Below are 24,950 nucleotides of genomic sequence, written 5' to 3' on the forward strand. Positions count from 1 at the left end.
AAGCCTCATACAAGGAGATGACGAATGAGCATTTCAGCTGCACTTTCAAATGCCATTTCGGGCCTGACTGCGGTTTCGCGCGGAGCCGAAGTCGTCTCTTCCAATCTGGCCAATGCGCTAACACCCGGATATGCAGCGAGGGAGCTCCAGCTCTCCTCGCGCACCCTGATCGGCAATGGCGGAGGGGTAAAGGTCGAAGGGGTTCTTAGGCTCGTTCCGGCAGAGATAGTCGCGGACAACCGCATTGCAAATTCGCGCTTCGGCTACTCAGATACTCTGAACTCGCTTCACGTCACCATGGAATCTGCTTTCGGGACGGCAAACCAGGACGACTCCCTCACCAGCATCATTACCGCCTTTGATTCCGCCTTGATCTTTGCCGCAGCGGCTCCGGAGAACGATGTCCGCCTGCAGGGCGTCGTCGACGCGGCCAAAGATCTCAGCAACAAAATTAACTCAATCGCCATGGAGCTTCAAAAGGCCAGGACGATATCTGAAAAGAGCATAGAAAATGACGTTAATCGTCTGAACTCCGCCCTCGGCGAGGTGGCCCGCCTAAACCGTCTGGTCACAATTGCACAAGCAAAGGGGCAAGACGCGTCCTCTTTGATAGATGCGCGCCAATCAACACTAGATAGTATATCTGACATTATTCCGATTAAGGAAATACCACGCTCAGGCGGAGCCATATCTCTCTTTACCCAAGGCGGCGCCACCCTATTGGACGGAAGTGAGCCAATCAAGGTCACCTTCACCGCCCACGTTGTAGTAACTCCTCAAATGTCCGCTGCTGCCGGTCAATTGGGATTTTTAAGCATCGACGGTGTTTCATTAACCGAATCGCAAATGGTCATGTTTAAAGGCGGCAGTTTAGAGGCTAACTTCCTAACGCGAGACCGATTAATACCTGAGTACCAATCTGGCTTAGATAAGCTTGCCTCGGATCTCTACCACCGGCTTGCAGATCCCTCGGTCGATCTATCCCTACAATCCGGTGATCCTGGGCTCTTCGCAGATAGGCAGGCGGCCTTCGATCCGCAAAACACTCTTGGCTTCTCCAGTCGCATATCGATATCGATTATAGTCGACGAGACACAAGGTGGTCATCTTTGGAAGGTGCGCACGGGATTGCAAGCATCCGCGCCGGGTCCAGTGTCAGATAGTAGTCTCCTAAATAGAATCCAGTCCGCATTCTCGAGCACATCAAGCACCCCCGGAAATGGACAGGCGCAGTCAATCTTTAAAAGCGCATCTGATCTGCTCTCCGCCGCTGCAACCAACAGAGTCAGAGCTGAAACCGGAAGACAGCACGATTCAACCTACCGCGACACAGTCAAAGCATCATTACTTTCACACGGTGTTGATCGCGATAAGGAGATGGCGCAGCTGTTGCAGCTCGAGAAAAACTACGCGGCAAACGCCAAAGTTATCCAGGCAATCGGCGCAATGCTAGACGAAATACTGAGGATATCATGAGCAATTATAGTTCAGTTAGCGATCTATCACGAGCGTTTCACACAAGATTGGCGAATAATTTTTTAAACAAGAAAATTGAAGTTCTGTCTAAAGAAGTTTCAACTGGCATAAGGGCAGATATTGCATCTCATTTGGGAGGAGATCTTTCCATCATAACCCAGCTTGAAGATAAGATATCTCGTCTTACTATACTAAACAAGAACGCCCATCACGCAGAGCTTCTACTCACGAGCGTCCAAGATTCTCTGCAAGCCATACAGGATAAATCATCCAAGTTGGGCCCGTCGATACTTGCTGCTTCCACATCAGGAACAGCAGATCAAATTGATATCTTAGGAACGCAAGCGATGGAGTTCCTGTCCTCTGTGATTTCCTCGTTAAACACCTCAATTTCCGGCAGAAGTCTCTTCGGTGGAAGCATAACAAGCACCTCCCCCTTCCCCACATTGGACCAAATAATCGCCGGCGCCAGGTTGACCATTAGTGGCGCGACCACAGCGAGCGATATAGATTCCGCTCTATCTTCGTGGTTAGATGCTCCCTTCGGAGATGGAGGATTTTTTGATAACGTTTATCAGGGAAATGAGCAAGCACCTTTCAAGATTCCGGTCTCTCCAGGTCAAACAGCTTCAATTAACTTCACGGCACACAACCAATCAATTCGCGATATAATAAAAGGTGCACTAATATTTACAATCGCGGGCGATTCAAGCTCTTCCTTTTCTGTCGACGACAAAAAACAACTATTCCGCCATGCAGGTCTAAATATTATCAATGGCAACGATAGGCTATCCGTTGAGAGGGCTTCAATCGGGGCTGCACAAGAAACTGTAGCAAAGGCGATCCTCAAGAATGAATCCGAAATGACCACGCTGGCCATATCCCGCAATAAATTTATTTCCGCCGACCCCTTTGAAACAGCACTGGCGTTGAAGGAGGCGGAATCCGGCCTTAAGAACATCTACACTCTAACAGCTAGGCTTTCCACTCTATCACTTACGGATTATCTCAGATGAGGTATTGGTTTTTTCTGGTCGTGATCTGCCTATTTCCGCCATTAACTTTTGCTAATTCCGTTAGAATCAAAGACCTTGCAAATTTCGATGGCGTTCGAGGAAACGACTTAGTTGGCTACGGACTCGTGGTAGGCCTAAATGGCACAGGTGACAGCCTAAGAAACTCTCCTTTCACAGAGGAGATAATGGCGGGACTACTTGAGCGCCTAGGCGTAAACGTCACCAACGAGACGTTTCGCCCAAAGAATGTTGCGGCAGTTATTGTTACGGCAACACTTCCGCCATTTTCTCGCGCGGGCTCACAGATCGACGCCAATGTTGCAGCCATTGGGGATGCGAAAAGTTTACTTGGTGGAACACTCGTTATGACAGCACTGAATGCTGCAGATGGAAATGTCTACGCGGTCGTCCAAGGAGCTATATTGTCAGGTGGTGTAGAGGCAACAGGCGAGGCTGCAAAAGTAGTTATTGGGACACCCACCACAGGAACAATCCCGTCCGGCGCACGTGTTGAGCGAGAAGTTCCATTTGATCTATCGGCGATGACGACATTGAGAGTCGCGCTTCGCGTTCCAGACTTCACGACAGCGACCCGCATGGAGGCCGCCATCAACCGAGAGTTTTCTATTAGCATAGCTAGCTTGATTGATTCCGGGACGATCTCAATAGATTCGAGAAAATTGGGAACCGTTAATACAGCTAGATTGATCGGAAGGATTGAAAATATTCGGGTGGAACCAGACATGGCAGCTAGGGTCGTAATCGATCACAAATCTGGAACGATCGTAATCGGACAGAACGTCAGAATATCTCATGTCGCTGTGTCACAGGGAGGGTTGACTCTTAAAGTAAGAGAAAGCCCACTTGTCTCGCAACCCAATCCGTTTTCCCTTGGCGAGACCGTTATGGTTCCCCGCTCGGAAGCCGAGATTGTTCAAAATTCGGGAGTATCCCTTGCCGAGGTCGACGCACCTAGCTCACTCTCAGAGGTTGTGGCGGGACTAAATGCTCTCGGAGTAAAGCCGAGAGATTTGATCGAAATTCTCAAAGTAGTCCACTCAGCTGGGGCACTTCATGCTGAACTTATAGTCAATTAACACGCCCGCTTATGTCCTAGTCATTGTGTTGTCTCGCTAACTCTCCCATTCACGATCAGAGTCAACTGCATTGACCATAGCTCGTTGAGCGGATTCAGAAAACTTAAGGCATTCGTGTGTAATTTTCTGTTCTCCGATGATGCAAGGAATAAGTTTCTGCAGACATCTTCAGTCCTCGCTGGATGCCCCGGTAATCCTGCCCATGGTTAAGGGGTTTTATAAGCAGAATTTTCTCGTGAGTCATGAGCTGAGAAAGTCGAATGAGAAGGAGCCGTTTCACCGAGCCTCGGATCATGGCAGTGACTGAACTCTGTCGAGAGCGTGGGATCGGCACAGCAAATTTCTACAAATGGCGCTCGAAATATGGCGGTTTGAATGCGTCGATGATGAGCCAGATGAAGGTACTCGAAGACGAGAACCGATGGCTTAGGTGCATGTTCGCCGACCTGAGCACGCAGACCGAGCGGCTCAAGGAAGCCTTGGAGAAAAATGACACGGCCAGCTCAACGCTTGGGGTGAGCCTGCGCGCCGCCACCAGTTCGAGGCTGCAGGCAAACGCAGAGAAGGCGGTGGCGACAACAGGGTCAGCATCGCGCTCTAGCATGGTCCTCGGATCGATGGCGGACATGGTCTCGCCCTGCCGAGCCTTTGGTGTGAGCAAGACCTGCTTTCGCCACAGCCCGAAGCGCAACGCCGAGAATGAACTCATTGCAGATCGCTAGAAGGGCTGACAAAGGCGCACCTGACCGAGAGCTTTGGAATGTGCTTCCTGCGCATGCGCTACGTCCGGGGGCGTCCTTGAAACCATAAGCTTGTCCATCGGGTCCACTGCGAGCTGAGGTTGAACCTGCGGAGCGAGCCAGCGAGGCGCAATTGGTCCGAGCCCGATGGCGAACGCAGCGGCGCAGGATCAAGCGCGACAAGCCTGACGAGCTCAGTGTTCCGTTCTTGCTATAATCGATCCACTGGATCGATTGCTTTACGCCCCCCCCGAACACGGTCTGGTCAATGGGTTTCGCTTCGCGGACCTTCGGTTCATGGCTGATCGTTTGGCCGATGGCCGCCATTTCCGGCTCTTGAACGTGCTGGACGACTTCGACCGCGAAGGCTTAGGGATCAAGGTCGACTTCTCGCTCCCAGCCGAGCGGGTGGTCCGATCCCTCAATCAGATCATCGAATGGCGGGGGAAGCCCCTAGCGACAAGGGTGGAGTTGTCAGGGGTTGCGACCACCGGTTCGAGTCCTCCCCAAGCGACCTCCCGGAATACACCAGCTCCACGATGATGATCTGGACCGAGAGGCAAGGCATTGCCTTGAACCACACTCAGCCCGGAAAGCCGCAGCAGGACCATCTCACCCACACTTGAACGCATGGCGTTCGGGCTCGATCTACGTCGAACGTTACAACAGGACGGTCCGACATGAATGGCTGGACCCCTCCATCTTTGACACCATTGAGGACGCGGAGAAGATCGCAACCGACTGGCCACGGACTGACAACAGTGAGCGCCCCAGCGCGAATTGTGTCGCCATTGGCTCGAGGCCAATGAGCGCGGGCATCGGCGGCATTACACCCGCTCGAACAACTACAGATGACTGCCTGAAGTCTTCTTCTGCGCCCCGTTAAAACGGGGAGAATTACCCTCCGACCATATCCCATGAAAAATCCGGAGGCGGGGGCCGCCTCCGGATCAATTTCGTCTTCAGATGTGCTTAGTGCGCGTAGACCGGGAAACGCTCGGTCAGCTCTTGCACGGTCACACGCGCGACGGCGGCGGCTTCTTCGCCTTTGCCTGCGGTTTCAGCTTCGAGCAGATCGGCGACGATATTGCCGAGGGTACGGAAATCGTCTTCGGTCATGCCGCGCGTGGTGGCTGCGGCGACGCCAAGGCGCATCCCGACCCATTCCGCCGGACGCGGGCTGTCGTTCGGGATCGGGTTCTTGTTCGAGGTGATGTTGGCGCGGGCCAGAGCATCCTCGGCCTGTTTGCCGTTCAGCCCTTTGCTCGACAGATCGAGCAGGACGATATGGGTGTCAGTGCCGCCCGACACGATGCGAACCCCACGCGAGGCGAGCGTCTCGGCCAGAACCTTGGCGTTCTTCACGACCTGAGCGGCATAGGCCTTGAACTCGGGGCGCAGCGCTTCGCCAAGGCAGATCGCTTTGGCCGCAAGCACTTGCGAATGCAGCGAGCCCTGAACGCCCGGGAAAACGGCGGTCTGGAGCTTCTTGAACCAATCCTCGTTGTTGGTGAGGATCAGGCCGCCGCGCGGGCCGCGCAGGGTTTTCGTGGTGGTGCAGGTCACGATATCGGCATGCGGGAAGGGCGAGGGATGCACGCCACCGGCGACGAGACCCGCGATATGGGCCATGTCGACCATGAAATAGGCGCCGACCTTCTTCGCGATCTGGGACATGCGCGCGAAGTCGAGTTCACGCGGATAGGCCGAGCCGCCGGTGATGATCAGCTTCGGCTGCACTTCTTCGGCGATGCGCTCCATCTCGTCATAGTTGATGACTTCATTTTGCGGATCGACGTTGTAGTTGTGCGATTCGAACCAACGGCCCGACAGGTTGCCCTTCATCCCATGCGAGAGGTGGCCACCGGCTGCCAGATCGAGCGACAGGATCTTGTCGCCGGGCTTCACGAGCAGGAAGAAGACTGCAAGGTTCGCCTGCGTGCCGGAATGCGGCTGAACGTTGGCGTAGCCGCAGTTGAAGAGCTCTTTCGCGCGATCAATGGCCGCTTGCTCGACCACGTCGACGAACTGACCACCGCCATGGAAGCGGTTGCCCGGATAGCCTTCGAGCGTCTTGTTGGTCATCTCGTGCCCGAGCGCATCCAGAACCGCTTGGCTCACGATGTTTTCCGAGGCGATGAGCTCGATCTGGTTCATCTGCCGTTTGCGCTCATTGGCAAGGGCTTCGGCGATCAGCGGATCGGTCTCTTGAACCGATGCGTTGAAGAATGACTTGGTCAGATCATTCATGACTGTACTCCGGACGGGATTGGGTTTCGGTAGAAACTAGATGCAGGTTGGGTTTCGTTACAGTTAATAATTCTATCTTATATGATTAGTTTATCTGAAGATATACACCTTCCGCTTCTGGCGATGCTCGCGCCGCCCTCACGCGCCCAGATTGCAGAGCACAGTTTGCCCCACGCCTTGCCCAGCCCGCATGACACCGTTATTTGCGGGAAGAACCGCATCCAGCAGCTAACCGCGCGGCATTGGTGGAAAATTCACGCGGGTCGGGTTTGAAGGGCAAATCTCGAGACTCGTCATTGAAGATCTTCTAATCTATAACCTGAATCAAATTAACTGGTTTGAATATTCTGGCCTATCTACTCTGACGAGAATATCACCGGTCAACCCGGACACCTGCGGAGGCATCGCGCCCCGCACCCCAGCTTCATTACAGGGAGAGACGAGGAATGAAGACTAAGGCTTTGGCGCTCAGCGCGACACTGGCTCTGGCCGCCACCGGCAGCGCTTTTGCGGGCGGTCTTGAGAATGTCCTGCAGCGCGGCACGCTGAACTGCGGCACCGACAACACCGCACCGGGCTTCGGCTATCTGAATACGACGACGAGCAAGATGGAGGGGCTCGACGTCGATTTCTGCCGTGCCGTGGCTGCCGCTGTTCTGGGTGATGCCAACAAGGTGAACTTCGTCAACGTCACCGACAAAAGCCGCTTCACCGCGGTTCAGACCGGTCAGGTCGATGTCGTTTTCGCCCATACCACGCTGAAACCGGGCCGTGAATCCGCGATCACCGTCGACTTCCTGCCCGTCAACTTCTGGGACGGTACCGGCGCGATGGTGAAGGCCGATCTCGGCGTTGCAAGCATCAAAGATCTTGACGGCGCGAACCTGTGCACCACCCAAGGCTCGAGCACCGAAGCGGCGCTCGCCAATATGCTCAAGGCCAATGGCTGGTCGAACCAGGTCCTGACCTACGAGAACCTCGAGAAGCTTTTCGGCGCGCTCAACAGCGGCCGTTGCGATGCCATGTTCACCGACAAATCGGCTTTGGCCGCGTGGCGTGCGAACTCGGCCAATCCGAGCGATTACGTCGTCCTGCCCGAGATCATCGAGAAATCGCCCTTCGCCGGTTTCGTCGCAGCCAATGACAGCCGCTGGCGCAATGCTCTGCGCTGGATCAGCTACGGCCTGATCGAAGCGGAAGAGCGTGGCATCACCTCGGCCAATGTCGACGAAGCCAAAGCCTCGGCAGATCCGAACACCCGCATGTTCCTGGGTGAAGACGGCACGTTCGGCGCCGATTTCGGCATTCCGAAAGACTTCATCTACCAAGCCGTCAAACAAGTCGGCAACTACGGTGAGATCTACGAGCGCAACCTCGGGCCCGACACCAAGATCTATATCGACCGCAAGGGCACGCCGAATGCGCTCAGCGCCGATGGCGGGGCCATGATCTCGCCGCTCTGGAACTGATCCGGATCAGGAGTGCACGCCCCCGTGTGCTCCTGACAGCGCAGCCGCCGGACTCCCCCTTCGGCGGCTGCGCTCATTCTCATTCCTAATCTGGCCCGAACGAAAATTGGCATGACGGTATCCACATCACTTCGCTGGCGCAAATTGCGCCGAACATCGGTGCAGGCGGGCGTCCTTGGGCTCGCGCTTTTGGCGCTGGTGCTTCTTGGCCTTGCCGTCCGCAACGGCTTTGCGGCGCGGGGCGTCAGCTTTAGCTTCGACTTCCTGTGGCAACGCGCCGGTTTCGAGATTTCCGAGGGCCATACGATTACCGCCAATGGCGCGGCCTCGTTCTCGTCGGATATGGCAAACTGGCAGGCGCTGGTCGCGGGCCTGAGCAATACGCTCAAGGTCGCAATCGTCGCGACCCTGCTCGCCACGATCTTCGGCGTCGCGCTTGGCGTGGCCCGGCTTTCGACCAACTGGCTGATCCGCAAGCTTGCCTTCACCGCCACCGAATTCCTGCGCAACACGCCCCTGCTCATCCAGCTGACCTTCTGGTATGTCGCGGTCGTGCTGCAGCTTCCCGGTCTGAAGGATGCCCCGCATCTTTTCGGCGCGCTCATCAGCAAACAGGGCCTTTGGCTGCCCGCTCCGGTCTTTTCCGGTGGCGTCGGCGGCTGGATCGCGCTCACTGCCTTCGCGCTCTTGCTGGTCTCGTGCCTGCGCAGCCTCAAGCCCCAGCGCCGCAATATCCTGCTGGCCGCGGGTCTCGTGCTGATCGCGGCCTTCATCGCCGGCTTCCGCATCGGCATCGACTTCCCCGAGGCCGGTCGCTTCCGTGCCAGTGGCGGCGTCGCTGTCAGCCCCGAATATACCGCGCTGATGATCGCTCTGACCGCCAATAGCGCGGCCTATATCGGCGAGATCATCCGCGGCTCGATCGAAGCCCTGCCCCGCGGCCAATGGGAGGCCTCGGATTCGCTTGGCCTGACCCGCCGCGACCAGTTGCGCCATGTCATCCTGCCGCAGGTCTTCCGCGTCGTCATGCCCTCGCTTGGCAACCAATATATCAGCCTTGCCAAGAACAGCTCGCTTGGCATCGCCATCGGCTATCCCGATCTCTTCAACGTCTATGGCACCGTCTCGAACCAGACCGGGCGCAACCTCGAGGGCATTCTGATCGCCATGGCGATCTATCTTGTCCTGAGCTGGGGCATCAGTCTGCTCGTCAACCTGGTGAACCGCCGCTTTACGATCCCGGGAGTCCGCTGATGACCGCGCTGCAAAAGAAAATCCGCTGGGTGCATGTGAACCTTTTTGCCAAACCCTCGGATACGGTGCTGACGCTGGTCATCGTGCCGCTACTGGTCTGGGCCGCTTGGGCCTTCCTGCACTGGGCCTTCGCGCTCGCAGATTGGAGCGTTGTGCTCAACAGTCTCAAGGTGCTGATGACGGGCATGTTCCCGGTGAGCAAGCTCTGGCTCGTCTGGGTCGCAGCGGGGATGATCGCGGGCCTTGCCGGGCTTGCGACCTCGACCAGCATGGACTTTGGCCGCACTGCGTCGATCATCGCGGTTCTTGCCTTTGGCGCTGTGACGGTCGGCGCGCTGACCAGCCCCCATGTCGCGCCCGAGGCGCTGCTTGTGCTGGCGGCGTTCTACGGGCTTTGGATCCTCGGCCAACGCGTCAGCCTTTTGCGCGATCATCTGGCGGGCATCGCCTTTGGCACGCTTTTCGCCGTGCTGCTGGTGCTGTCGCCTGCGGGTCCGTCAAGCTGGGGCGGCTTGCTGCTGTCGATCCTCATCACACTGACCGCCGCACTTTTGACCATCCCGCTTGGCGTCCTGCTGGCCTTCGGCCGTCAAAGCAAGGTCGCAAGCGTGCGCGCGCTGGCCACCGGTTATATCGAGGTCATGCGCTCGGTGCCGCTGATCCTCGTGGTCTATTGCATCTGGGTCGCTTTCCCGCTGGTGCTGCCGAACTTCCCGATCCCCGATGTCGTGCGCGGTTTGATTGGCTTTACGCTCTTCTATAGCGCCTATGCCGCCGAATTCATCCGCTCGGGCCTGCAATCGGTCGCGCGCGGCCAGACCGAAGCCGCCGAGGCGCTTGGCCTGTCGGATTTCGATCTCAAGCGCATCGTTATCTTGCCGCAAGCTTTGCGCGTCGCGGTGCCGGGGCTCGTCGGCAATATTCTCGACATCTTCAACTATGCGCCGCTGGTCTTCATCATCGGGCTGACCGACTTCCTGCGCGCGGGTCAAATGATCCTTGCGAATCCGGAAAACAGCGCCCGCACCTATGAGATCTATGTCTTCATGTTCCTGACCTATTTCGCGGTCGGCAGCATCATCACCTTCCAGGCCCGCCGGCTGGAGCAGAAACTGAACAAGGGGGTGCGCAAATGAAAGCCGCACATGGCGAGCCGATCGTTCGCATCAATCAGCTGAACAAATATTACGGCAATTTCCACGTCCTCAAGGAAGTCGATCTGACCGTGACCCGGGGCGAGGTTCTGGTGATCGTCGGCGCTTCGGGTTCGGGCAAATCGACCCTGATCCGCTGCGTGAACGGGCTTGAGGAATATCAATCGGGCGAGCTCGAGGTTGACGGCTTCCTGATGCCGCGCGCCGAAGAGCGCGAATTCGGCGAGGTCAAAGGCCTGCGCGAGATCCGTCGCGGCGTCGGCATGGTCTTCCAGCAGTTCAACCTCTTCCCGCATCTGACCGTGACGCAGAACATCACCCTCGCGCCGATGCGCGTGCGCGGCAAATCCCGCGCCGAGGCGGAAGCTCAGGCGATGAAACTGCTCGAGCGGGTCGGCCTCATCGATCACGCCCATAAATTCCCGGGCCAGCTTTCAGGCGGCCAGCAGCAGCGCGTCGCCATCGCGCGCTCGCTCGCGATGGAACCGCATCTGATGCTCTTCGACGAGCCGACTTCGGCGCTCGATCCGGAAATGGTCGGCGAGGTCCTGGACGTCATGCGCGAGCTTGCCCGCGAAGGCATGACCATGATGATCGTGACCCATGAAATGGGCTTCGCCCGCGAGGTGAGCGACCGCGTCATCTATGTCGATCAGGGCCGGATCACCGAAAGCGGCACGCCCGAGCAGTTCTTCGACAATCCGAAAAGCGAACGCACCCGTGCGTTCCTGTCGCGCGTGCTCAAGCACTAAGCCCGACGATAAAACGCGCCGCGCTCAGGCTTTGGCTTGGGCGCGGATCTGCGTGATGAAGGATTGCAGCGCCGGTTTCTGGCGCTCGCTTTTGCGAAAGGCCACGAAGATCTGCCGCCGGATCTCGGGTTTCAACCGCGCCACCCAGACATCTTCAAGGTCATGGCTCGCCCGCAATCCGGGCAGGATCGAGATGCCGCAGTTTTCGCGGATCATTGCGATCACCACCTCGAACCCATTGCAACGCGAGGTGATATTCGGGGTAAAGCCCACCGCCTGACAGGCCTCGGTCAGCATCGCCGTATAATGCCCCGAGGCAGTATCGACGACCCAGAGCTCATCCTTCAACTCGGTCAGCGTCACCGACGAGCGCCCGTCAAGCGGATGCCCCGGCGCGACCATGACGTTGAAGACATCGGTCATTAGGGGAATGCGTTCAATATTCGTCTCGAGCGCGCCCTGCGGCACGTTCAAATCGTCGATCAGCGCAATATCCGTCTGCCAGCTGCGCAGCGAGGCAAGGCTCTCGCCCGGCTCCATTTCGGCAAAACGGATCAGCAGATGGGGATGAAGCGCCTGCATACTGCGGATCGCGCGCGGCAGGATCGCCGCCGCAACCGACGGGAAGGCCGCAACCCGAAGCTCGCCGGTAATGACCTCCTTCATCGCCGCAATATCGGCCTGAGCGGCCTCGATCTCGGCAAAGATCTTATCCGCACGTCGCGCCAGTTTTTGCCCGGCCGCCGTCAGCACGACGCGCCGCCCCCGCCGCTCGATCAGCGGAATACCCGCCTCTTTTTCGAGAAGCGAGATCTGCTGCGAGACGGCAGAGGGCGAGACATAAAGCGTCTCGGCAACCGCGATCATCGTGCCACGCACAGACAGTTCACGCAAAGCGCGCAGCCGGCCCAGATCCATCCCGTGAACTTTCCTTCGAAGATTTTAATTAAGAAAATCTAAGCTAAGCATGATGAATGATCAAGTAAAGCCGAAGATTTCTGCGGCGAGTTCGTAACCTGTTCATGCGTCCCACTGAACTCTGGCGGTGAAAAGCCGGTGCTTCAACCACGGGGATATATTTACGATCCCTAATCATATAGGCAAGAAATATTTTCTTTTTCTGAAGCATTCTCCTGCCTAAACTTCCTCTGACACGGCCAGATCCAAAGGGCGGAGAACGCCCAAAGGTCAAGCCAAACAGGAGATGAGGCGAGCGATGAGCATCACCCTACCCGATGACCCGGCGCGCAGCGCGGTCCTTGCGGGCAAGCCCGTGCTGTGGCTGAACCCGCAGCGGCGCCCGGATGGGGTTCACTCCTCTGCCCTGCCGATCCGCCCGGTTCAGGTCGAACTGGCGGAAGCGAACTGGCAGCGCCTCGCTCCTCTTCTGACCGCAAGCTTCCCCGAGCTCGCCGCGACTGGTGGTCGGATCCGCTCAGATCTGATCGAGGCGGTGGAATTGCGCGATGCGCTTGGCTATGGCGCGCCCGAATTCGGCCGGATTTTCGTCAAGGCTGACAATGCTTTGCCAGTCGCGGGCTCGATCAAGGCGCGCGGCGGGGTCTATGAAGTCTTCATGTTTGCCGAAAGCCTCGCGCGCCAGAACGGGCTTTTGCCCGATGGCGATATCATGGCTTTGCGCAGCGATGCGGCCCGCGCTTTGTTCGCGCGCCACACGATCGCGGTCGGCAGCACCGGCAATCTCGGCCTCAGCGTCGGCATTGCCGCGCGCGCTTTGGGCTTCCGCGCCGTTGTCCATATGTCCTCGGATGCCAAGGCCTGGAAGGTCGAGCGGCTGACGAAGCTCGGCGTCGAGGTCGTTCAGCATCAGGCCGATTACACCACCGCCGTCGAGGAAGCTCGCGCGGGGGCCGAGGCCGATCCGACGATCTATTTCGTCGATGACGAACGGTCCGAGCTTCTTTTCTTCGGCTATAGCGCCGCCGCGCAGGAATTGGCCGGGCAGCTGGCCAAGGCCGGAATCACGGTGAACGCAGATCATCCGCTCTTCGTTTATCTGCCCTGCGGCATCGGTGGCGCGCCGGGTGGGGCCGCTTACGGGATCAAGGCGATTTTCGGCGATGCCGCGCATTGCTTCTTTGTCGAGCCGGTGCAATCGCCCTGCGCCATGGTCCAGATGATGAGCGGCCGTGACGAGCTGGTCTCGGTCTATGACGTCGGGCTGACCAACCAGACCGAGGCCGATGGCATGGCGGTTGCGCGCATGTCGGCCTTTGTCGCCGAGGTGATGAAGCCGATGCTGGCTGGCGTTTTCACCGTCGCGGATGACGATCTTTTCCGCTGGCTGTGGCAGGCGCAAACCACGCAAGACATCCGGTTGGAGCCCTCAGCCACCGCCGGTATCGCGGGGCCCGGCTTTCTGGTCGAAAGCGCGGCGGGCCAGCGCTATCAGGCCGCCGAAGGTCTGGCGGGCAAGATGAACGACGCCACCCATATCGTCTGGACGACCGGTGGCGCTTTCGTGCCCGAAGCTCAGTTTGAAGAGTTCATGGCCAAAGGTGCGGCCCTAACTGCCTGAGAAGGCGTCTGTTTTGTCCCTGCAGGCCGCGCGGCCTGTCCCTGCCCAACATGGAGGACTACGCTCATGGAAGATCAAGCTCTCGCCGCAGCGACTGCGGACCGTATCGACGGCAAGGCCTTTGCGGATGGTCTGGTCGCGCGCATGGCCGCCGAGGTCGCGCAGATCCGCGCCGACACCGGCCTGCTTCCCGGCCTCGCCGTGGTTCTGGTCGGAGAGGATGCCGCCAGCGCCGTCTATGTGAATGCCAAACATCGCCAGACAATGGCGGTGGGCATGGCCTCTTTCGTGCATCGCCTGCCGGCCGAAACCTCGCAGGCCGATCTTCTGGCGCTGCTGGATCAACTGAATGCCGATACCGCTGTGCATGGCATTCTGGTCCAACTGCCCCTGCCCGCCCATCTCGACGCCTTGGAGGTGATCGAGCGTATCGATCCTGCCAAAGACGTTGACGGTTTCCACGCGGTCAATGCCGGACGTCTCGCCACCGGGCAAGAGGCGCTCGTGCCCTGCACGCCGCTTGGCTGCCTGATGATGCTGAAGGACCGTCTGGGCGATCTGACCGGCCTGAACGCAGTGGTGATCGGCAAGTCGAATATCGTCGGCAAACCGATGTCGCAGCTGCTTTTGGCGGAAAACTGCACCGTCATCACCACCCATTCCAAGACGAAGAACCTGCCCGATCTGTGCCGCATGGCCGATATTCTGGTCGTGGCCGTCGGCCGTCCGGGTCTGGTGCGCGGCGATTGGATTCGTCCGGGCGCGACCGTGATTGATGTCGGCATCAACCGCGTCGAAGAGAACGGCAAATCCCGTATCACCGGCGATGTCGCGTTCGAGGAAGCGGGCCATGCCGCCGCCATCACCCCGGTTCCGGGTGGGGTCGGGCCGATGACCATTGCCTGCCTGCTTGCCAATACTCTGACCGCTTTCCGCCGCCGTCACAGCCTTCCTGCCGTTTCTCTTGCCGCCGAATAGGACGATCATGACCACTGAAACCAAACAATTCGCCCTGCGCGTCGCCTGCCCCTCGATCCGGGGCGTCACTGCCGATATCGCGGGCTTCCTTGCCGCCAATGGCTGCAATATCCGTGACAGCGCCCAGTTCGATGACGAGAACACCGGCCGCTATTTCATGCGCGTCTCGTTCCGCTCGGAAGAGGGCCGCACGCTCGAGGACCTCGACGCCGCCTTCGCGCCCTTGGTCGCGCAATATGGCATGGAGCATGAGTTCTTCGACGAGGCTGCCAAGCGCAAAGTCGTGCTGATGGTCTCGCGCTTTGGCCATTGCCTGAACGATCTGCTCTATCGCTGGCGCATCGGCGCGCTGCCGATCGACATTGTCGCGGTGATCTCGAACCATCTCGATTACCAGAAGGTCGTCGTGAACCACGACATCCCCTTCCACCACATCAATGTGACCAAGGCGAACAAACCCGAGGCCGAGGCGCTGCAAATGCGCGTCGTCGAGGAAAGCGGCGCCGATCTGATCGTGCTCGCGCGCTATATGCAGGTGCTTTCGGATGAGATGTGCCGCAAAATGTCGGGCCGCATCATCAACATCCACCACTCCTTCCTGCCGAGCTTCAAGGGCGCGAATCCCTATAAACAGGCCTATGAGCGCGGTGTGAAGCTGATCGGCGCGACCTCGCATTACGTCACTGCCGACCTCGATGAAGGCCCGATCATCGAACAGGATACCGTGCGCATCACCCATGCCCAAAGCGGCGAGGATTATGTCTCGCTCGGGCGCGATGTCGAAAGCCAAGTGTTGGCGCGCGCGATCCATGCTCATGTCCATGGTCGCGTTTTCATCAATGGAAACAAGACCATCGTCTTCCCGGCTTCGCCGAATTCCTTCGCTTCCGAACGGATGGGCTAAGCACCTCAAGGCCTAATAAAAAGCCCCGCCCGGATCATCCTAGGCGGGGCTTTTCTTTTACTCGCCCTCGCCTGAGCGCCGCTGATCTGGCGTTGAGAGCAACGGCAACAACAGATCCTCAAAACTAGGATGGATGTCGCTCAGAAGGTAGTTGTCGTCGAGCCAAGCCCGCAGCGTCTCACTGACCTCAGTCGATCTGGGTCCCGCAGCGATCTGATCAAGAAGCGCGCGCTCCCAAGCGTCCGTTTCATTCGGGATCAGCCGAAGATGGGGCGTGCGCCCTGCGAAATCGCGATAAACCGGAGCATCAGACGCGAGCGTCGGTAGGCCAAGCCCTGCATAATCAAGAATCTTCAGCGGAGACTTATAGCTGTTGAACGTAGCGCCAGTCAGCGGTGCAATTCCAAAATCAACTCTTGCAGCGAGATTGCGGAGCCACGGTACGAATTCCGGGTAGTTCTTCTGCTGCGAGGGAATTTTGATGATTTCGATCCATCGCTTGCCGAAAAGCTCGGGATTCTCGGCTTTGGCAATGCCCACAAGCGCCAGCTTGAAATTCGGAACGGCATTTGCAACGCGCTCGAGGGCCGGCAAAATTGCTGCGAAATCCTCATCATGCGATGGCACCCCCATATAAAGCGCACGAATGGTCTGCCCCTCTGCGCGTGGCTCGGCCTTGCCCGACCAAAGCCGGTCACTGAGCCCATTCGGCATAACCTGCACGTTCCGGTTCAGCGGTAAAACTTTCTCACGCAAAGCTTCCGTCGAGACACTGACAGTGCTTGCGTGTTCAATTAGCCTTGCCAAAGAGGGCGCATAAAGACGATAGCGCCCATCCGGATCCTTATCTGGTGCAACATTAAGGAGATCGTCGTCCATTTCAAAGATATAGGGGATCTTGGCTGTCTCGGCGGCCTCAACCACACGACCGACAAGATGCATTGGAACCACATCACGCTGGATAATGATGATATCCAGCTCATTCCGATCAATCGCGGCGATCAGAGTTTCGGGCGTCATCCGCACAAAGTTGAGATTGCTATCCAGCCGATTGAGACACCGCTCCCATACTCGGATGTGAGTTGACGCATTTGCACTGCGCAAATCTGGTCCCGAGGGCGATACCAATGCGATTAATGGGCCACGCTCATTGGTAATCCGCGCCGGACGACCCGCGAGTACGTCGCGATAGATCGGAATGTATTTTGAGGCCATGACACGTGTCGTATTGGCGAGACCTTCGCCCTCCTGCCAATTTAGGACGGCATCGCGCTTGCGCTGTATTTCGTCTTGGGAGCGACCGATCGCGATAAGATTTTGATACAGCGTTTGGACATCGTGATGATCCAATACCCATCCGGCCCCGCTTTTGCGAATGCGCGCGGCAACAGTATCGAAGTCAAAGGCGAGTGCAGGAAGTCCGACGGACCAAAGCTCAGTCAATGTATGGCAATAGGTCTCATTCCATATCGAAAAAATCGCACCCAAGTGAGGCCGGATTGCAGCGACCCGCCCCGCGAAATGTTCGCGATCATAGGTGCCATGGGCGATAATCGAAGCCGGGAGAGGCCCCTCCTGCTTGGAAACCAGTCCAAGGATATGGAACTCTAACTTCCCGCCGACGTCGAGTGCGACAAGCTCCCGAATAATCCCCAGCCCTTTTGCGAGATCGATATTTCCGGGCACGAGAATGCGCAGCGGACCTTCGGGATCAACATCTTCGTCAAGCTGATGGAACTCTGTAAAATCACGACCATGCGGAATTACGTGGAAGACGTCCCTCGGAATTTCCGGGAAGACGTCACAAAGCAACTCGCGGGAACTCTCGGAGGTCGTAATGAAGGCGTCACATTGCAAAATAGCTTTCAGTGAGCGCTCTTGCCAGTTTTGCAAAAAGATACCCGTCGGAGCGGGCAGAGCATTGCGCGGCCAAAGCGACTGGCGGTTCTCTCGTAAAGTTTGCGAATAGGTATTCCCAAGGAAAACACCTGTATCGTCGATCATTTTTACAGTCGGCGAGGCCAGATAGTAATCATGGAACGATAGGATAGAGCGCACACCACAGAGATGGATCAAATGAGGCAGTTCAAGGCTGTGCCAGCCGAGATGTCGGATATGAACGAGATCGAAATCAAACTCGATAAGCCATTGAAGAACAATCGCTTCATACTCTGCTGAACGATGCGACAAAGGATCGACCTGCTCGTACAACTGATGAGTGCGAACGACCTCTAATTTGCCGTTCGTGATACGGCTTAGTTGGATCATCCGGCTGTCGCATCTTAGCGTCCAGCCCTCAACCGAACCGTCAAGGGCATTCATCAGATCACGATTGGTTTGAGGCGTGCCGCCGGTCATTGTTGAAATGACGAAAAGGAATCTCGATAACGGCTTATGACCAGAGTTCATTTCGCTGAGCGCATATCGTCCGCGATGCCGCGCGAACTGAATATGATTTCCCTCGGAAAAGACCCTAATGGCTTCCGTATATTCCGGATAGCGCTGATCAACGATCGCCCTACCCGCCTTCATCAGGTCAAACTTCTGTTCACCAAAGCTTTTGGATCTTTCGTGGAACACATAAGTTCGATCGTCAATAATGTTGCGCCAACCCGAGGAATAGGCGCGCATGCAGAAGTCATTCTCTTCGCCATATCCACGCGGAAATGCCTCGGCATCCAGTGGGCCGATTTCATCAATGCAATCCCGACGCACATACATGCAAAAGCCGTTTCCGGTCGGAACTTCCGGATATAGCCCGATCGAGGCGCGGCGAAAGGCCTGCGCGAACTCCGCCTCACTGACACCCGGAGGGAGTTCATTCGCGTTACCAATCTCTGGCGCGGAAAAGGCCCCGGCGCGATCCGACATCGCTGTGACGGTTGCGATACGGGGGCGCGAATAGGCCGCGATACGCATTCCCTGAGTCCAGCGCGGGGTCACCCGTGCGTCGGAATTCAGGAAAATAATGTCATTATCTCCGCTAGCCGCGATGCCGGCGTTGATCGTACGGGTAAACCCAAGATTGGTTTCATTCCGGATTACGCGAATATGGGTGCGATCTGCGGTCTGTTGCAAGAGCGGCCAGATCTCGGGGTCTGGCGAGCAGTCGTCGATAAACAGAATATCGATGTCACGCGGCGTATATTGGAGCAGACGATCGATACAGATACGAACGTCTTCGATCGCATTATAAACCGGAACAATGATTGTCAAACCGCGATCCCATGGGTTCCCCGCGCTCCACGATCTTAGTACGGTTGAGTGCCCCGGAGACTTATAAGTAAAGGTCGTCGCCTCGCCATCAGGCGCAATCAACTGGATCTTGTGATCTCCGATGGGCAGCCGATCTGCCGGGATCTCGACCACGAGCCCCCCGGCGCCCTCGGTGATAAATTTATTCGCGAGGTCGGGCCGTTCCTGATCGTTTTTCAGCGTAGAGAAATGAACATCGTCAATAAGGAAGCGATAGTTGATCTCCTTCTCCGGAGATGCGATATCGATACCCCACCCTCTTATGCCGCCGCCGTTCACCGAATCCAGACGCGTCATATAAGGATTTCCACCAGAGAAAGTATCACGCCCAAGCGCAATCTTTCTATGAAGAAGCGGCCTTCCGGTTTTGCTCTCGACCACCCTTACATCAATAGAGCGATTATCCGCTCTGAGATGGGGAGGAATAGATACGAAGATTCCGAAAGAGCCGTTGCCATATCCAGCCTCGGCGAGATCAGGTCTGGGATAGTTTGCGATATAATTCGTGATGAATTTTTCGTCATTCGCGAAGATATCGACGGTCAGCGGCGTTTTCTTATGCTGGTCGTATACCCAGCCAAGGAGAAATGCGCCTGCCCTTCCGTTTATTGTTCCAACCGGTCGGTTTTGAATTGTCCGCAGGGCCATCTTGAGGCGCCTTTTGGCCACTTTCCGGAGGTCGCGCATATTGGGGGTTACTCTCGGCTAGACGTCATCTTTAGCTATGTGGTCGATTTAGTTGTATTTGTCGTCCGTTGCAATCTGACACACTCCTCCCGTCGGCGCCCCTTTCGGAGCCGGGGAAGCTCCGGCAAAGCCTGTCCCGCTCAAACCATTGATTAAAACGACAATCTCGCTAAACCTGGCTACCAGCCCCTCTCGGCCAAGAACCGCCGATCGCGGACGCGCCATTCCCAGCCGCAGATGGCGCGAACGGCCGCGAGAATGAACTCCCAAGCGGGCCGCGTATCAGAGAAAATCCGTTTCCCACGCTCTGGCCAGTGCACGACGGAACCTTGGCGCGCTATGGCGCCTTTCCGGCATTCTCTCGCGCCTGCTGCGCCAGATGTTTCTGCTTGCGCGTCTTCGGTCTCAGCTTTCGGACAAACTGATCGAGCGCGCGCAGCGGCTTGGTCACCGACATCAGGCGGTCAACCGTCGTGCTGAGATGCGACATCCGGTCCGAGAGAACCTCGTCCGCCGTGGCCGAAATCTCGGCCGGAGAAAACTGCGGAAAATGCGCGGCAATAGCGGCGTAGCTGTTTGCCTCACCGCCGCCGATCATCCGGAGCTCGTCCTTGCGCACCATCAGGCGCAGCACGATCTGCTCGAAGGTCCAATCATGGAGATCAAAGACCTTCCATTTTTCGCTACGCCGCGACGAGAACCCCGCGAGCGTCACCCGCGCCGGAAGCCCAAGCTGCTTGAGCCAGAGCGCGAGGCCAAAGCCCGTGGTCGGCACCTTGCCTTGCGGGTAAAACGGCGCAAGCAGCGGGTCGAGGTCGAGATGTGCCACCCGATCGACGCCGAACTCGGTCGCCGAACTGAAGCGCTCGTCATTGCCAATGATGATGTTCAAAATCCCCAGAAAGCTTGAGGGGTCAAAGTGGCGGATGACCTCTGGAACTTCGCGGCGGTGAACGATGTTTGCTCCTAACATGCCGCTGCGGCTGACCAGCAGGGCCGGACGGCGAAAGGTAAAGTCGAGGACCTTGTAAACCTTGTTGAAGAAAACGAAGAGCGTGTCGGGTCCGAACTGGGCATCCAGAGCATGGATATCGACCTCGTCGCTGTTCGCGATCAGAACGATGTCGGTGTAAGGTGCAAAATATTCGCGCCAGAACGGGTCATCTGCCCCGCCCTGCGGCAAAGCGTGCGGGATCTGATCCTGCCTCATGTCCAAACTTCCCTTCTCTTGCCCGGTTCGGCCTTTCGCGCGGCACGCCCCTGCCACTGAGGGCGTCACCTCGATCCCGCTACGCGGCAGCCACATCTGCCTTGGCGATGCCCCATGAAGGGGCTCAAATTCATAGCCTGCCGCACCCGGCAGCAAAGAGGCTTCCCTACAATCGCGAACGCGCTTTGGGCAAGGCCTTCCTGTCGCCGTCGCTACCTTTCGTTGAGCGAAAAACGGCCGCGAGTGGTCAAGGCCACGGATCCCCTCTTCCATCTGTGCCGCATTTCGTGGCTGTCTCTTGCCTTTTCACGCGTCTCATTTTTTCGGGAATTCGCAAACGTGTTCAATCTTGACGCTGTTTCACAATCCTGGCGACCGTTCATCCGCCACCTGAAATATCGCATACACGCGCCGCCGGTCCCAAGCTTCCCGCAGTTGATGCAGGGCAGAAATGTTGTGATCGTGGGCTCTGCGCCACGCTCGTGTCGCCCGAAACATTGGGATGATAACTTTCGCGTCGTGACGATCAATGCCTCGCAAATGGCGGCGCACAGCTGGTTGACGGAAACGCCGGACCTCACGCTGATGCAGTTCAATCAGATTGAGGGCATGAATGCCAATGCGCTCGAGGTGCGCCGCGTCCTTGCTGGGCAGCATACGAAACGGCTTTGCCTTTTGCATTGGCGTCACGGCCTGGCCCGGCTTGAGCACGGCCTCGCCGCCTTTGGCTATCGCTACGATGAGCTGCACTTGATGAGCCGCTACGCGCGGATTGCGCTGATGCAGGCGGTCATGGGCCAGCTTAATCTCGAGCTTGAAACCGGCTCGAAATGGTCAAACGGCATTGTCGCCGCCGCGCTCGCGATTGAAAGCGGGGCGGCGAATGTCATCCTGACCGGGATCAATCCGATCTCGAGCGGGCACGGCTACAACCAGCTCGACCTGAAACGCCAGCATTGTGACAGCGATTTCGCGGCGCTTCAGCTCTTTCGCCTGCGCCAGCATCCGGTCTTCACCGCCGATGCTGCCGTGGCCGATCAGACCGGATTGCCGCTCTGGTCGGGCGGCTGACCCCGCCGCTCTCCCCTCTTGCGGATCAGACGTGCGGGCGCCCCAGCATAGATGCCATAGGGCTCGGTCGCGCCCTTGAGGACCGCACCTGCCCCGATCACGCAGCCCCGTGCAATATGGCTGCCCGCCAGGATCCGCGCGCCTGCCCCGATCCAGACATCGTCCTCGATCACCACCGCCGCCTTGCGCAAGGGTTGCTTGCGGATCAGCTCGCCCGGATCGTCGAAGCCGTGATCGAAGGAAACCAGAGTGCTCGCGGCGGCAATCCGAACATCATTCCCGATCCGGATGCCGCCATGGCCCAAGAGCACGACATGATCGTTCAACGAGACATTATCGCCGATCTCAACCACGCCGCTTTGCGCATCAATCATCACACCGCTGCGCATGCTCACCCGATCGCCGATGACGATACGGCCCCGGCGGAACCGGAACCGCGGCCAGTAAAGCATCTTGGGCCGCGCCCCGATGCGAAGGCGGCCACCAGATAAAGTCGCACGCAATTTGACGAGCCGACCGAAGTTCACGGCTCAGATCGGAGTGAAGTTCGGGTCGATCTTCTTGGCACGTTCAAGCCAAGCATCGGCGTAAGCGACATCCTGCCAGTTTTTGAACCACGGACCGCCATTCGTATAATGCACCGCATTGGGGTAGCCTTTGGCCGGAGGCTCGTTCCACCCCTCAAGCCAGTTCCAGCTTTCCGGCAGCGCGCCGATCTCATCGTCCTTTGCCCATTGCATCCGGTGCAAATAAGCGCCGCTTTCGGCGTTGATCAGCTCGGGCGTCAGCTTGCGCGTTGCAGGATGGGCGCAGTTGAAGAGCATACAAGACGACCAGTTCTTGCGCGGATAGACCGTCTGAACCTTGCCGTCCATCTTCAGCCCTTCCTTGGGCTGATAGTCGTGATGCACGCATAAGACAGCTTTGCTGTCATCGCGATAGTCTAGCAGCTCGGCCACATCGCCGAAGAACAAGAAGTCGCAATCGACGAACAAAGCCCAGCCCTTGTAATCATTCAGCCAGGGCGTGAAGAACCGCGAATAGGTGAATTCGGTCGCCGCGAGCGGATCGACATCGCGCGTATAGACACCACGATCGACCAGATTCTGCAATTTGATCGGATGCACATCGACCGCGATCGAGGACCGATCGAGCAGTGATTGTCTGGCAACCTGATAGGCAATGTCCTCACGCGAGTCCCAGCCGATGTAGACGGACAGATCAGTCATCCGCACCTCCATTCCGTATTGAGCTGCCCTGAGGGTGGTCAAGGAGCCGAGAGTGTCAAGGGATCGGGCGCGGTTTCTACCCGATTGTGACTGCAAGATGACCGATCTTACCGGTCGTCGAAAAGGGCGCGGATCAAGGCGGATGACGGATCCTTCAACCCGGCAAGGATCGAGTAATGGTTCTGTTCGGGCTCGATCACGAATTCGAGATCGGTATAAACGCACCAGAGCAGCGCCATCAGTTGCGTCTGGCGCAGAAACTCGGGCCGCTCCCCTGCCCCGACCCAACAGGTCAGTTTCGCACCGGCACGCGGCAGATGCAGGCACGGACTTTCCGAAACGGCCATATCCATGCTCAAGCCCAACGCGTCATTCAGGCTGGTATAAAGGAAGGGTCGCAGATCATAGAGCCCGCTGATCGACAGGGTCCGCTCCAGACGCGCAGCGATCTCATTGGGTAATCCGCTGTCGTCGCAGATCATCCGGGTCACCAGATGGCCGCCCGCAGAATGTCCGACAAGCCGGATCGGCCCTGCGACAAGTGAGGCGGCATGAATGATCGCCGCCGTAATCTGTGCGGTGATTTCGGCAAGACTTGCCTCCGGCGCCAGCGTATAACCGGGGATCGCCATCGCCCAGCCTCTGGCGCGTGCCCCTTCGGCAAGATCGCTCCAGTCGGATTTGTCGCATTCTGTCCAGTAGCCGCCATGGACAAAGACAACCAATCCCTCAGGCGCGCGATCAGGCATGACCAGATCAAACCGCTCGCGCAAATTGGGGCCATAGGCGATGTTTTCGCGAAAACCGGGTTGGGACGCCCGATAGGCCTCTGCATTCCGCGCCCAAAGCGCGGGCAGCACCTCGGAGCCCGGAATATAGGCCGAGTTACGGAAAGCATCGTTCCAATCAATTGCGCTTTGCACCGGCTCGGCCCTCGCGCTCACAACTCTGTGCGCACGCGCCAGAGCTCGGGGAAAAGTTCGACCTCAAGCATCCGTTTCAGGTAGGAGGTTCCCGCCGTGCCACCAGTTCCGCGTTTGAACCCGATCACCCGTTCAACCGTGGTCAGATGGTTGAAGCGCCAGCGCCGGAAGTAATCCTCGAAATCGACGAGTTTCTCTGCGATTTCATAGGCTTCCCAATAACGCGAAGGATCGCGATAAACCTGTGCCCAAACCGCCATGACCTCGGCATCAAACTGCCACGGTTGCCGCAGATCTCGCGTGAGCGCCGCGTCCGGCACCGCTAGGCCAAGGCGCGACAAGCGACGCAAGGCCTCGTCGTAGAGCGACGGCCGGGCAAGCTCGGCCTCAAGCAGCGCCATCACATCCGGGCGATGCTCATGCGGCCGCAGCATGGCAAGATTGCGGTTGCCAACCGCATATTCGATCAACCGATATTGCCAAGACTGAAATCCCGAAGACTGCCCAAGATCATCGCGAAACTCGGTATATTCTGACGGCGTCATGGTCCGCAAAACATCCCACGCGGAATTGAGCTGCTCAAAAATACGAGCGATCCGCGCCAGCACTTTCAACGCGGCGCGACTGTTGTCTGCCGCTAGCTGCGCCCGCGCGGCATCGAGTTCATAAAGCGCAAGCTTCATCCAAAGCTCGGAGGTCTGGTGCTGAATGATGAACAACAGCTCATCATGTGCCGCCGACAGAGGCTTTTGCGCCGTCAGGATCTGATCGATCTGCAGATAATCGCCGTAAGACATCCGCTTGCGGAAATCCATTTCGGCGCCGTCTTGGGCGGGATCATAGGCCATGACGAACCCTCTCCATGTGCCATGATGGTGCAATTTGCTCTGATACTCGCACCATCAGACCCAACGCGCCACGTTGGCGCAAGAAGATCGAAGGTCCG

General features: G+C 57.7%; 19 protein-coding genes and 1 pseudogene. 12 read left to right on the forward strand and 8 right to left on the reverse strand.

What is annotated here, in order from left to right; genetic code table 11:
• Window positions 1-24 precede the first annotated feature (24 nt).
• The 4 genes and pseudogenes from flgK to JCM7686_RS23715 all read left to right on the forward strand — a co-directional run bounded on the left by flgK (window position 25) and on the right by JCM7686_RS23715 (window position 5,215).
• Window positions 25-1,476, forward strand: a complete 1,452-nt coding sequence (gene flgK, locus JCM7686_RS21290; protein ID WP_020953082.1) for a flagellar hook-associated protein FlgK — start codon at window positions 25-27, stop codon at window positions 1,474-1,476.
• Window positions 1,473-2,492 carry a flagellin N-terminal helical domain-containing protein gene (locus JCM7686_RS24190; protein ID WP_084621274.1) on the forward strand — a complete coding sequence of 340 codons (1,020 nt, stop codon included), beginning with the start codon at window positions 1,473-1,475 and terminating at the stop codon, window positions 2,490-2,492. Before flgK ends, JCM7686_RS24190 begins: the two co-directional genes overlap by 4 nt.
• The gene (locus JCM7686_RS24195) at window positions 2,489-3,589 is read left to right on the forward strand and encodes a flagellar basal body P-ring protein FlgI (RefSeq protein ID WP_020953083.1); all 1,101 of its coding nucleotides are present in this window, start codon (window positions 2,489-2,491) and stop codon (window positions 3,587-3,589) included. Before JCM7686_RS24190 ends, JCM7686_RS24195 begins: the two co-directional genes overlap by 4 nt.
• A 260-nt stretch (window positions 3,590-3,849) precedes the next feature.
• A pseudogene (locus JCM7686_RS23715) lies at window positions 3,850-5,215 on the forward strand (transposase).
• A gap of 86 nt (window positions 5,216-5,301) precedes the next feature.
• Here JCM7686_RS23715 and JCM7686_RS21305 read toward each other — a convergent pair.
• The gene (locus tag JCM7686_RS21305) at window positions 5,302-6,579 is read right to left on the reverse strand and encodes a serine hydroxymethyltransferase (protein WP_020953086.1); all 1,278 of its coding nucleotides are present in this window, start codon (window positions 6,577-6,579) and stop codon (window positions 5,302-5,304) included.
• Window positions 6,580-7,025: 446 nt separating this feature from the next.
• On the opposite strand from JCM7686_RS21305, the gene JCM7686_RS21310 reads away from it, so the two are divergent.
• The 4 genes from JCM7686_RS21310 (at window position 7,026) to JCM7686_RS21325 (ending at window position 11,208) form a co-directional block, all read left to right on the forward strand.
• Entirely contained in the window at window positions 7,026-8,048 is a 1,023-nt protein-coding gene (locus JCM7686_RS21310) for a transporter substrate-binding domain-containing protein (RefSeq protein ID WP_020953087.1), read from the forward strand.
• Between the two features lie 111 nt (window positions 8,049-8,159).
• A complete protein-coding gene (locus JCM7686_RS21315) occupies window positions 8,160-9,302 on the forward strand; it encodes an ABC transporter permease subunit (protein WP_020953088.1) in 1,143 nt (380 codons plus the stop codon).
• On the forward strand, window positions 9,302-10,438 hold the full coding sequence (locus tag JCM7686_RS21320) for an amino acid ABC transporter permease (RefSeq protein WP_020953089.1): 1,137 nt from the start codon (window positions 9,302-9,304) through the stop codon (window positions 10,436-10,438). The genes JCM7686_RS21315 and JCM7686_RS21320 overlap by 1 nt, the downstream gene beginning before the upstream one ends.
• A complete protein-coding gene (locus JCM7686_RS21325; protein WP_020953090.1) occupies window positions 10,435-11,208 on the forward strand; it encodes an amino acid ABC transporter ATP-binding protein in 774 nt (257 codons plus the stop codon). Before JCM7686_RS21320 ends, JCM7686_RS21325 begins: the two co-directional genes overlap by 4 nt.
• A gap of 24 nt (window positions 11,209-11,232) precedes the next feature.
• On the opposite strand, the gene JCM7686_RS21330 is transcribed toward JCM7686_RS21325, so the two are convergent.
• Window positions 11,233-12,126, reverse strand: a complete 894-nt coding sequence (locus tag JCM7686_RS21330) for a LysR family transcriptional regulator (RefSeq protein ID WP_020953091.1) — start codon at window positions 12,124-12,126, stop codon at window positions 11,233-11,235.
• Window positions 12,127-12,424: 298 nt separating this feature from the next.
• Here JCM7686_RS21330 and JCM7686_RS21335 point away from each other — a divergent pair, with 298 nt between their 5' ends.
• The 3 genes from JCM7686_RS21335 (at window position 12,425) to purU (ending at window position 15,629) form a co-directional block, all read left to right on the forward strand.
• Window positions 12,425-13,747 (forward strand): D-serine ammonia-lyase, encoded by a 1,323-nt coding sequence (locus JCM7686_RS21335; protein WP_020953092.1) that lies wholly within the window; start codon window positions 12,425-12,427, stop codon window positions 13,745-13,747.
• Between the two features lie 66 nt (window positions 13,748-13,813).
• Window positions 13,814-14,725 (forward strand): bifunctional methylenetetrahydrofolate dehydrogenase/methenyltetrahydrofolate cyclohydrolase FolD, encoded by a 912-nt coding sequence (folD, locus tag JCM7686_RS21340; protein ID WP_020953093.1) that lies wholly within the window; start codon window positions 13,814-13,816, stop codon window positions 14,723-14,725.
• Window positions 14,726-14,732: 7 nt separating this feature from the next.
• Window positions 14,733-15,629, forward strand: coding sequence for a formyltetrahydrofolate deformylase (gene purU / locus JCM7686_RS21345; protein WP_020953094.1), 897 nt, complete (start codon window positions 14,733-14,735; stop codon window positions 15,627-15,629).
• 57 nt (window positions 15,630-15,686) lie between these two features.
• Here the strand turns inward: purU and JCM7686_RS21350 are convergent, their stop codons facing one another.
• Window positions 15,687-19,532 carry a glycosyltransferase gene (locus JCM7686_RS21350; protein ID WP_158442392.1) on the reverse strand — a complete coding sequence of 1,282 codons (3,846 nt, stop codon included), beginning with the start codon at window positions 19,530-19,532 and terminating at the stop codon, window positions 15,687-15,689.
• A 376-nt stretch (window positions 19,533-19,908) separates the two neighbouring features.
• Window positions 19,909-20,781, reverse strand: a complete 873-nt coding sequence (locus tag JCM7686_RS21355) for a hypothetical protein (protein ID WP_020953096.1) — start codon at window positions 20,779-20,781, stop codon at window positions 19,909-19,911.
• A 540-nt stretch (window positions 20,782-21,321) separates the two neighbouring features.
• On the opposite strand from JCM7686_RS21355, the gene JCM7686_RS21360 reads away from it, so the two are divergent.
• On the forward strand, window positions 21,322-21,852 hold the full coding sequence (locus JCM7686_RS21360; RefSeq protein WP_236635910.1) for a hypothetical protein: 531 nt from the start codon (window positions 21,322-21,324) through the stop codon (window positions 21,850-21,852).
• Here JCM7686_RS21360 and JCM7686_RS21365 read toward each other — a convergent pair.
• The 4 genes from JCM7686_RS21365 to kynA form a co-directional block, all read right to left on the reverse strand.
• Window positions 21,819-22,304 carry an acyltransferase gene (locus JCM7686_RS21365; RefSeq protein ID WP_020953098.1) on the reverse strand — a complete coding sequence of 162 codons (486 nt, stop codon included), beginning with the start codon at window positions 22,302-22,304 and terminating at the stop codon, window positions 21,819-21,821. The two genes, JCM7686_RS21360 and JCM7686_RS21365, sit on opposite strands and share 34 nt — an antisense overlap.
• A 78-nt stretch (window positions 22,305-22,382) precedes the next feature.
• A complete protein-coding gene (locus JCM7686_RS21370) occupies window positions 22,383-23,081 on the reverse strand; it encodes a hypothetical protein (RefSeq protein ID WP_041528358.1) in 699 nt (232 codons plus the stop codon).
• A 107-nt stretch (window positions 23,082-23,188) separates the two neighbouring features.
• A complete protein-coding gene (locus tag JCM7686_RS21375) occupies window positions 23,189-24,004 on the reverse strand; it encodes an alpha/beta hydrolase (RefSeq protein ID WP_020953100.1) in 816 nt (271 codons plus the stop codon).
• Between the two features lie 17 nt (window positions 24,005-24,021).
• The gene (gene kynA / locus JCM7686_RS21380; RefSeq protein WP_020953101.1) at window positions 24,022-24,852 is read right to left on the reverse strand and encodes a tryptophan 2,3-dioxygenase; all 831 of its coding nucleotides are present in this window, start codon (window positions 24,850-24,852) and stop codon (window positions 24,022-24,024) included.
• Window positions 24,853-24,950: the final 98 nt, after the last annotated feature.

Source organism: Paracoccus aminophilus JCM 7686, assembly GCF_000444995.1.
Classification (GTDB): Bacteria; Pseudomonadota; Alphaproteobacteria; order Rhodobacterales; family Rhodobacteraceae; genus Paracoccus; species Paracoccus aminophilus.